Genomic DNA, 10,616 nt, shown 5'->3' on the forward strand with positions numbered 1-10,616 from the left:
ACTGATGGAGATGAACCTGCAGCTGCATCATGTTGTATCTGACATCACGGGTATTACGGGGATGAAGATCATCCGTGCGATTGTCGCAGGCGAACGGGATTTGGACGTGTTAGCCGGGTATCGCGACGTGCGTTGCAAGGCTTCAACGCAGACAATCAAAGCCGCGCTCAATGGGAATAATCGCCCCGAACACATCTTCGGGCTGACCCAGTCGCTCGAACTCTATGACTTCTATCAGGCCAAGATGCTGGAATGTGATCGCCATCTTGAGGCGACGCTTGTGGCATTGGACGCAGATACCGAACATGATCCCAGTCAACTGCCACGCCCGCGCACAAAGACCAAGCAAGTCAGTACGCCTTCGTTTGATGTACGGGCCGCGCTGTTCGGCGTCCTGGGTGTTGATCTGACTGAGATCCATGGAATGGGGCCGTCTCTGTCACTCAAATTGGTTGGCGAATGTGGCACTGACCTGCGCGCATGGCCAAGCGCCAAACACTTCACCTCGTGGCTCTGCTTGGCTCCGGGTAACAAGATATCTGGCGGTAAGGTGCTGTCATCACGGACAAGGCGATCTTCCAGTCGGGCTGCGGCCTTGTTGCGTTTGGCTGCGGTCACAATTGGGCGCAGCGATACCGCTCTGGGGGCTTTCTACCGGAGATTGGCGGCACGCGCAGGTAAAGCCAAAGCAGTCACGGCCACCGCGCGCAAGATTGCCGTTCTGTTCTACAACACCCTCCGACACGGCATGACATACAAAGACCCCGGTGCGTCCCATTATGAGGAACGATACCGCAATCGCGTACTCGGTAATCTCAGGCGCCGCGCAAAGTCTTTCGGGTATGATTTGCAAGAATTGCCACTGGAGGCCGACATGGCTGTTTCTTAGGAAGGCGACCGCGTACTTCGCGCGAGAGTCTCAGTGAGGTACGCGTTTATTGAGGCTCACCGCGCAGAGTTTTCGGTACGGTCGATGTGCCGAATGCTGTGCGTTCATTTCAGCGGGTTCTATGCATGGCTTAAAGAACCGTTAAGCCAGCGTGCGCTTGAAGATGCACGCCAGACAGAGCTGATCCATCAGGCGTGGACGGACAGTGGCAAGGTCTATGGATATCGAAAGCTGACAGATGACCTGCGCGATACTGGTGAAACCTGCTCGGAGAACCGTGTGGCACGTTTGACCGGTCTTGCGGGTATCACGGCGCAAATCGGCTACAAACGCCGCCCTGGTCGATATGGTGGCAAGCCTGCTGTGGTCGCTGACAATACGCTGGATCGACAATTCGAGATTGATGCGCCCGATACGGTTTGGGTGACCGACATAACTTACATCAGAACGCACGAAGGTTGGTCTTATCTGGCCGTCGTGATTGATCTGTTCTCAAGGCGGGTCGTCGGATGGTCAATGCAATCCCGCATGACAACGGACCTTGCGTTGCAGGCTTTGTTGGCTGCCGTTTGGCGGCGCAAACCAAAGCAAAAGGTCATGATCCACTCCGACCAAGGTTCCCAATTTACCGGCGGAGAGTGGCAATCATTCCTGAGAAAACACAACTTGGTCGCCAGCATGAGCCGTCGCGGGAATTGCCATGATAATGCTGTCGCGGAAAGCTTCTTTCAGTTGTTGAAACGAGAACGGGTCAGGCGGCGGACATACCTCACACGCGACGCTGCAAGGCGGGACGTGTTCGAATACATCGAGATGTTCTACAATCCGACACGCAAGCACACCAACAACGGCATGCTGTCGCCGGTTCACTATGAAATCAAACAAAGGAAAATGAACAAAGCAGGTGTCTAGGAAACTAGGGGCACCTCAACCACCTCTTACGGATTATGAATCACCGCTATCAAGCCGCTTTTTCAAGCACCGGAGAGGTGTCTTTGGGAAGCGACAAGGTGAACGTGCTGCCAATACCTACCTCGCTCGTCACGCTGATGGTTCCTCCTTCAAGGCGGGCGAGTTCTTGCGCAACGGACAGGCCCAGTCCGGTCCCGGCGGCACTCCGGGAGGCCGAGAGATCGGCCTGATGGAAGGCTTCGAAGATTTTCTCGAGTTCGTGAGGCTCAATCCCTTGTCCGGTATCACTAACGTTAATATGAACCTCATCTTCAGATTCCGTGACAAAGACAGAAATCTTACCTGTATCTGTGAACTTGATGGCATTCCCCATCAGATTGATGAGAATCTGCCGTGTGCGTGTGATATCAGCCAGTATGAGGCAGGAGTCTATTGTGGTTTCCAGAGTCAGTTCCTTTTGCTCCGTCAGAATTCTCATCTGTTCTACAACCGGTTCGATGACCTTTTGCACGTCACAAATCTCGGGATCCACCTCAAGCCGGCCGCTCTCCATCTTGGCGTAGTCGAGCAACTGATTGACGAGAAATAGAAGATGCTCGCCTGATCTTTCGATTTTCTCCATGCCTGAGCTGTATAATTGGAACAAATCGTCGATGCCCTTTTTAAGAGGTGTCGCACTGATCGGTTGGCGCTGAACCAACTCCTCTAGTCGTAGGGCGGGTGGCATCTTTTGCAGGTTTTTCCCAAGGCGGGCGTAACCAAGGATAACAGTCAAAGGCGTCCTGAGCTCGTGGCTCACGATGCTCATGAAGTTCATTTTGGCTTTGTCCCCCGCTTCCGCTGCTTCTTTCGCCTGCTTCAGCGCGGTGACATCCAGACGTGCCTGCGCTTCACTGGCCTGCAACTTGCTCGAGACACGTAAGAGGTTTCGGACGATCCAGAACAACAACGCGCTGATTGCCAGACCCACCGCCAGCAGCACCGGCAGCATCTGAAGTAACAACTCGGTGCCGGGCCGCTCGGGCTTCCAGGCGAGCCAGGCGAGCCAGGCGAGTGCGTCGCCCGAAGGTCCGAGGACCGCAATGGCTGCCAATGGAGCGCTAGGCCTGTCCGCTACGAAACTAACGTTTTCTAATTCAATCGGCAGGCCGATCTCTTGGGCAAGGCCCGCGTCGACAGAGCGTACAGCGACGTGCAGGAATTCCGTCCCAGGCTCCTGCACCATTTCGCCTGAGTCTGAGATGATCGGCACGATACTGACAATGTCCACCTCATTTCCAAACTGCAAAGGTGTGACGACCGCGACTTCGGCAAGTTCTTCATAGGGGTTGTTTTGGCCTGCGCTGACATCGGCCATGGTCTCGCGAAGTTCCGCCACGAGCGGTGCAATGGTGTCGGCGCGAATGGAATAGCTGCCAGCTTGCATGATCTCACCCCGGACCGAAGCGAAGACAGGCTCGCCAGAGGGCGCGAGGATATAGTTTTCATCGTGACCAAAGTATTCCTGCATCCAGACACCAAGGTTTTCGTCCGTCCACTTAACGTCACCGGCAGTGACATTGCGGACTGCATCATCCCAGACAGTCGCACTGCGCTGTTGCTTTGGGATGGCCGCGATTGCCGTTGCAAAGTTCTGCGCGGCAAAACGCTCCTGCTTGGCAAAAGCGGTCTCGTCCGCGATCGTGATCGCCCTGTGACCGACAAAGGCAAGGCTAAGGAAACTCAAACCGAACACCAAGGTCAGAGAGCAGACGATCTGCAATGAAAGCTGGTAACGACTGCTCGCCATGTTGAATTCACCTTTAACCGCGCTTGGTTTTTCGTTGGGTTTGTTGCAGACCCTTACCGATACCGCAAATTTTGGTATCGCTCACGTCGCCATTGTTATTGGTATTGACTGATTATGGCGAACAAATGGCACCGCGAAGTCTTTAATCTGGCTGACCTTCAACCCAGCCCGAATAAAATATTTACCTTTCCTGCCTTCGCCATGTTTGTGTGACTGGGGACCGAAGCACGTCAGGTTCCCTCCGATAGGGGCCGCCGCCCCGGAGAGCCGTCACTCGATGTGTTCGCTTCCAAGGGCTGGTTAGGACCGCTAGCAGACATCAAATCAGGAACGTCCAACGGCAGCAAAGTCCCGCAGAGCCGCCCTTACCTCTGATCTTTCGATCATCTGCGTTAACATCATTTTAGTCATTCTCTGGTCGATAAGGTTGCGTAATTTTTTACAGTTTGAGGGTGCCACTTTCCCCCTTTGAAAATTTCCACTCCCCGTTCATTTAGCAAAACGGCGGTTCCTGAATAGCTGCCTGCATCCGTGATGGCTTGCTCGAATTCTGGCCGTATCGTTTCGAAGAAATTCTGCTTTTCTAGTCGCCGTTGTGCCGCCACGGCCTGAGCGTTCCGGCCAAGTACCGCTCCACGCTTCTTGGCCGCTCTGAGGGCTGCTCTGGTGCGTTCAGATATCTGGCGGCGCTCCTCTTCGGCAAAGCAGGCCAACAGATGGAGAAAGAATGTCGCGACGTTGGGGTGCTCGCAAACGGTCACCTCAATGCCTTGGTCGATGATCCCAGAAATGAATGAGACCTTCCGTGAGAACCTGTCCAGCTTTGGGATCAGCAGCTTGAACCGGGTTTTCTTGGCGAGGTTGATGGCTTTCCACAGGACGGGCCGGCCGTCACGTTTGCCTGATTGGATTTCAGTGAACTCGGCAATCACGTTGTCGGCATGCTGAAGAAACTGCTCGACCATCGCTCGTTGGGCATCCAGCCCGAGACCGGACCCTCCTCGGCGCTCAGTCGAAACCCCATAATAGACAACATATTCGACCATTCCGAACCCTCCGTAGCCGACAGACGTTGGTTTGTCGTAGAAGGGTCTTAAGACGCACAGTGGCCTTACTCCTCACAAATACATCTGAAAAACCTGGATATCTGAGCCGGATCGTTTCGTCCTAAACTCGATCCACCTGGTGCCTGAACCGAACTCCTAAGTTGACGGTCTCCGCCAAACTCGTGGCGTTTCACATCAATTGTGTCTGCAAGTGGCCGTTGAGCAGGGTTTGGACACAGGTTTGCCCCCTCCGTATCGCTATTGCGCCAGAGTTGTCCTGCATAACTGTCCGTAGAAGGAGCAGTGACGGCAGAATTTGTTTGGTTTTCTAGTTAATGTATAAGGAGCTGTGTGATGTGTTTAGCCTCGTATTTCCACCCCGCTGCCTTTGATGACGCGCAGGTTTTCGGTGTAGGTACGCTGAACCCAGTTAATGCCCCCTGTCACTTCCGATCCACCCTCTCTGGCACTGTTGAAGGGAGGCAAGAGCAATGAGCTACTATCTAAAGCTTTTTGACTGGTCTCTCTATACGCTGCCCACCGCCATTCCGATGACAAACATCGAGGGCGACACTTTCGCAAATGATCCTGCAAGCCCAGATTACTGGAGTGGTGCGCCGACTTGGATCGGTGAGGACTTTACGTTCGACGGCGGCGTACCTTACCAAATCCTAGTCGACGACGATGACGGTTATTTTGAGGACGGTTATGTAGAGACTGGCGGCATCCAGACCCTTGCAGAGGACGTGACCATCAACGGGACCCTATATACTGCAGGGTCACAAGTGGAGAACGAGTTCTCAATGCTCGACAGCCTCGGAAACGAGGTCTGGGTGCTGCGGATCGGCGGCCAAAACGTCGGCTTCGTCTACCCAACGGATCAGGAACCAACGGCAGGCGAAACCTTCACGGCGACGAGCGGGCGCGATGGCGATCCAGCTGACAGTGGTGACGGTGTGGCATCGGGTGAAGCCTATAATACAGTTGATGTACGAGATGGCACGGTTACGGGATCTGCCGGTAACGATACCATTGATGCGACCTACGCCGGGGATCCAGAAGGCGATCAGATCGATGATGGTTGGGCTGGCGGAACCGGCACAAACGACAACTATGTCAATGCGCTGGATGGAAATGACCTCGTTGATGCTGGATTAGGCAATGATACTGTCCTTGGCGGTGCCGGGGATGACACGCTCAGCGGCGGTATTGGAAACGATAGCCTAGATGGCGGAACCGGCGCAGATAGTATCTTTGGCGGCGAAGGTGACGATACCGTAAACGGGGGGGCTGACAATGATACTCTCTACGGTGGGCAAGGTGCCGATGTTCTTTATGGTGGGGCCGGGAATGATGTTCTCTCGGGCGACGACTCTTCCGCATTAGGCGGAAATGATACGCTCCATGGTGGTGACGGAGATGACAGCCTGAACGGTAATGCAGGCGACGACTTGCTGACCGGTGGCGACGGTAATGACATCTTCCTCGTCAGCGACGGCAACGACACGATCACCGATTTTGGGTTCGGTGAGAGCGGTTCAGTTGGCGATGGCAACATTTTCAACAACGATTTCCTGAACCTGAGCGGCTACTATGATACCTTAGGCGAATTGCGGGCGGACCAAGCCGACGATGGTATTCTGAACCAGTCCAACATCCTGGACGACAAGGGCAATACCGTCGATTACTCCGACAACACCCAATTTGGTACCAGTTCGATGACGGTGCAGGGTGTTTCGGCAGGAAGCTATTCCTACGACAATACCGGAATTGTCTGTTTTGCGACGGGCACCCGCATTCTTACTCCTGACGGACCAGTACCAATTGAAGTGCTGGAACCGGGCAGCCTTGTTTTGACGCTCGACAATGGTCCTCAGCCTGTCCGCTGGATCGGCAAACGGTACATCGGGAGTGAAGAACTGGCCGAGAACGAGAAACTGCGGCCCGTTCTGATCCCTGAAGGAGCATTTGGTGCCGAGCGAAATTTGTTCGTCTCGCGTCAACATGGCGTTCTGCAAGGTGCGGATCACCTAGTGCGGGCCGTGCATCTTATCCATGAAAACCCTGGCGTGCGAATTGCGCACGGCAAACGCGAGGTGACATATGTTCACCTGCTCTTAGACCAACACCAGATTATTTTTGCTGAAGGACTAGCAAGTGAGAGTTTCTATCCAGGTCCAAACGCATTGAAAATGATGGCCCCGGCTGTTCGGGCAGAGCTCTTCGAAATCATTCCCGGTCTTGATACACCTCAAGCTTTGATCGACCATAAGATAGTTGAGCGGGCCTACGGGCTTACAGCCCGACCATTTGCAAAACCAAAAGATATTGCCGCGCTTTCTGAAGGGGCAATTAGTCTGGCCGCGTAAGATGAATTATCGACGCGATTGCATTGCCATCAGTCTCTGATAACTCGGATCGAAAGCGGGCAGCGCCGTATCGACGTTCCCGAATTCAACATCATCTGTCGGGCAGCTGAGGCCGACCCGATCGAAGGGCTGGAAGTGGTTATGAGAGCTGTCCCAAGTGGTTTGGGGATCTAGCCCAAATCACAAACCGGCTTGAACGGCGGTCGGTTCACAGCCGCAGACAAGCACTCAAAGCACTGAAAACAATTTGAAATTTATGGGAGTGTGGTGAGCGAAGCAGTTACTTTCACCTTTTCAGCATCCTGATTTCGGGGGAAAGCTTTCATGAAAAAAAATTATTTATACACCAACTTATACAAAATTGCGTAAGTCATTGAAATCATGCCTGATAATACGATTGAAAATCCTCGTGTCGGTGGTTCGTTTCCGCCCCTGGGCACCATTTAACTCTCTGATGAATAACGTAGCAAGCTCGGGGTACAAAAAAGCCCCCACGGCCCTGACTGCGTTCAGGTTTCGGTCAAAATTGATTGCCTGATGTCACGCTCCGCAATGGTTACAGTGACGCCGAAACATTCTGTTATCCAGTACGGCTATTTCGTTCCGGCGGCGCTGGTACGAGGTGGTTTCGACTCGTAGAGTTCTTCAGCGAATAGATTCATGATCTCATTCCGGGTAACGCTCGGTTTGCCCGCTGCTGAAGAGGCACCACTGCTGCTTTTCGTCTCCAGCCGGTCTTCGAGCGCGCGGCGCGCCTGGACGAGCTTTGCCGACATGCGAACACGCACGCCGATCTCAAGAACATCGAATGGTTTTGTAATGTAGTCGCTCGCACCTGCGCTGATGGCGGCGCGGACCGTTTTTTCATCACGCCGTGCGGTCAGCATGATGATGGGCACGTTTCGATAGCTGGACAAGGCCCGGGCCTGCGCGCATAGCTCAATGCCGTTCATGTCAGGCATGTCGATATCAAGTATAAGACATTCAAATGTTGAATGCGGTCTTTTCAGTGCGGCAAAGGCTTCTGTCGATGACAAAAAACAATGCACGTCCCGAAAACCTTCATTCGCCAGAATGACGGGAAGCAATTCGGTCACATTGGGATCATCGTCAACAACAAGGATTTTCAACTGACCCTCCACGACCATTAAGAAAAAGTTATCCTTCTACCTTTTCCCAAATATATATGGCGATAGTATGGCAGGTTGATCTCGAGCGGATCACCGGCCGCCATGCAGCAACAGCGCTTAACCAGATTTCAATGGCCTCGCTAGCCGAGGTATTTCATCGCGGGCGTTCAGGGCAAGATTGATCAGCGCGCTGTCGAACTCTCCGGTGTCGGTGAAGACGTCCCAGATTTCCGGATCAATCTCGGTTGTTATGCAAATTGGTCTTGCCAAGTGTTCGCTGCAAAAGGCGGACCGTCCCCAACACCCTTTTACCTGCCGACTGCCTGAATCATCGCTACGGGCAGGAAACGCCTCATGCAATGTCGTGAGCGCCGAGCGTGGGCGTTGGCCTTCACGGCGCAAAGCGGATGATCGCGCAGCGCGCAGCGAGCGGCAGCAATGAGCCCAACTTGACCGATGCTGCATTGCGCCAAGATGACCGTTAGGGTCGGGATGCGGACGTTCATGCCAGACAAAAAGGGACCAAACGAAGAAATCGTCGGATGCGCGCCCAAAATGTATTCGTGGACAAATACTATGGTCACACCCCCATCAGGACACGCGCCGCCCGTATCAGAACCATCGGGTCAAGGTCGGTGGGGGCGACGGGGGGCGGTGGATCGACGCGGCCCGTTAGCCCAGCCACGGCGCTGCGCGCGGATCGAACGGAGTATTCCACCGTGAAAACGCAATCGCGGGGCTGTTCACAGAATTGGCCGATCACTGCAAAATTCCGCGCACCGCTGGGGCGCACATCGGGGCGGTCGCCGGGCTGACGGGGCATGAACTGGCTGGTAATGTAGGGCATTCGACACGGCAGCACCCGCGCGTCATCGAACCAAGCGGCCTGCGCTTTGGAGAGTTTCAGATGCCCGCTAAGCTCTGCGATGATCTCGTTGCCGGTCGCTTCCCGCATCGGTTTCTTGACAAAATCGCCGGGCCGGTCACTGCGCAAACCGTAGCCCCAGAAGGTGTAGGTGCCGTGTTTTTGGCCTTGGAAATGCGGTTGGTGAAACAGCACGATCGACAGCGTCCAGCCTGAACCCGCAAAAGTGACAAGTCCTCCGGTGCCAGTCCTGTTGTTTGTGAAATCTTCCATGAACTCGAAGAAATCCGGGCCATCCAGTGTCACGGTAAACGAATGCCATTCGGTCTTGCTCACCTTGCCGCAGAACGCCTCGGGGCGACCGAATCCTTCGTTTTTTGCCGCCAGCTTGCGCCAAAGCGTCCAGGCAGCGCCTTCGTTATCCTGCAGGTCCGGTGCGCGATCGTTCGACCCTTGGGTGGTCGCGTCCGTCATCGACCCCAAGGTGAGGTAGACACAGTCATCTTCGCTGATCTGTACGCGACTTTCATCGGCGAGAACGAGCGCCGTGACACGACGGTCCTGCCGAGCGCCCTCAATTGTGACATCAGTGACCCGCGCGCCGGTGGCGACCCTGACGCCGCGATGCCGCAGCCATGTGACGATGGGCACGATCAGGGAATCGTATTGATTATACCGCGTGCGCAAGATGCCGGCGATGCGTGTAAAACCCGGAAAAAGATGGATGAAACGCCGGAGGTAGCGCCGCATTTCAGTCAGCGCATGCCACGGTTGGAATGAGAACATCGTGGACCACATCAGCCAGAAATTGCTCTCGAAGAAGGAAGGTTTGAACCAATCCTCGATGCTCTGCCCCGCCAACCGGCTTTCTGGCTGCAGGATAAGGCGGTTAATATCGACAATGTCATGCGCAGTGAGCGTTAGGTCATAGCGGTCCTCTGCTGGCAGCCCGTTCCGAACGAGACGACAATTGGACGATCCGGGGACCATGCGATTGAATGCCATGATATCCTCTGTGACACTGATGCTTGGATCATTCACCGACGGGATCGTGTCCAGAAGGTCGAACGTGCACGCGAAGTGTTCCTCGAACATGCGGCCACCGCGGATCATATACCCGGACTCTGCATCGCCCGAACCGTCCAGCGATCCCCCTGCAACGCCGAGCTGTTCGTAGATGTGGATGTTGTTGCCGTCGACCCCGGCGTCACGGATCAAATAGACCGCAGTTGCCAGTCCGGCGATGCCACCCCCAATGATGTGGTGTTGCTCAAATGATGTTGGCTTTGACATTGGCCATTTACCTTCCGGTGTGGAGCCAGCCTAAGTTAGCATTTGGCGAAGGGCATCGGGTTGACATAGGTCAGTTCGGTGTCGGACTTGCGTCTGTTCGGTTTAAGGACTTCTGCGCTTTACGCCAATTACAGCTTGCTGAAGGCCGGATCGTCACAGGCAGTTGTTGGTTGAACGGCAGGTATGGATCGAAAGCAGTACTTGAATAAAATGAGACAAGGGTCTGCTTAGTCCGCTCTGCCGAGCTCGTAAGAGCGTCGTGTGGGGGAAGAGTGTAGATCTCGGTGGTTGGCGTATCATGACAACACAACATGTAAATGGAC

The 10,616-nt window shown here is 54.5% G+C and carries 6 protein-coding genes and 1 pseudogene; 3 read left to right on the top strand and 4 right to left on the bottom strand.

Features of this window, described 5'->3' with window-relative positions:
- Both HGT1_RS17970 and HGT1_RS17975 read left to right on the top strand, forming a co-directional pair.
- A partial coding sequence (locus HGT1_RS17970) for a transposase (RefSeq protein WP_176251333.1) occupies positions 1 to 889 on the top strand: 889 nt, incomplete at its 5' end.
- A 3-nt stretch (positions 890 to 892) separates the two neighbouring features.
- A pseudogene (locus HGT1_RS17975) lies at positions 893 to 1,801 on the top strand (IS3 family transposase); the annotation flags it as partial.
- A gap of 49 nt (positions 1,802 to 1,850) precedes the next feature.
- On the opposite strand, the gene HGT1_RS17980 reads toward HGT1_RS17975, so the two are convergent.
- Both HGT1_RS17980 and HGT1_RS17985 read right to left on the bottom strand, forming a co-directional pair.
- The gene (locus HGT1_RS17980; RefSeq protein ID WP_255200265.1) at positions 1,851 to 3,590 is read right to left on the bottom strand and encodes an ATP-binding protein; all 1,740 of its coding nucleotides are present in this window, start codon (positions 3,588 to 3,590) and stop codon (positions 1,851 to 1,853) included.
- A gap of 407 nt (positions 3,591 to 3,997) precedes the next feature.
- Complete coding sequence (locus HGT1_RS17985; RefSeq protein WP_176251334.1) at positions 3,998 to 4,636, bottom strand: recombinase family protein; 639 nt, start codon at positions 4,634 to 4,636, stop codon at positions 3,998 to 4,000.
- 491 nt (positions 4,637 to 5,127) lie between these two features.
- Here HGT1_RS17985 and HGT1_RS17990 point away from each other — a divergent pair, with 491 nt between their 5' ends.
- The gene (locus HGT1_RS17990) at positions 5,128 to 7,005 is read left to right on the top strand and encodes a Hint domain-containing protein (protein WP_176251335.1); all 1,878 of its coding nucleotides are present in this window, start codon (positions 5,128 to 5,130) and stop codon (positions 7,003 to 7,005) included.
- A gap of 593 nt (positions 7,006 to 7,598) precedes the next feature.
- Here the strand turns inward: HGT1_RS17990 and HGT1_RS17995 are convergent.
- Together HGT1_RS17995 and HGT1_RS18000 are read right to left on the bottom strand one after the other, a co-directional pair.
- Positions 7,599 to 8,135 carry a two-component system response regulator gene (locus HGT1_RS17995; RefSeq protein WP_176251336.1) on the bottom strand — a complete coding sequence of 179 codons (537 nt, stop codon included), beginning with the start codon at positions 8,133 to 8,135 and terminating at the stop codon, positions 7,599 to 7,601.
- 580 nt (positions 8,136 to 8,715) lie between these two features.
- Positions 8,716 to 10,293, bottom strand: a complete 1,578-nt coding sequence (locus HGT1_RS18000) for an oleate hydratase (protein ID WP_176251337.1) — start codon at positions 10,291 to 10,293, stop codon at positions 8,716 to 8,718.
- Positions 10,294 to 10,616 lie beyond the last annotated feature (323 nt).

The organism is Sulfitobacter sp. HGT1 (assembly GCF_013282155.1).
Lineage (GTDB): Bacteria > Pseudomonadota > Alphaproteobacteria > Rhodobacterales > Rhodobacteraceae > Sulfitobacter.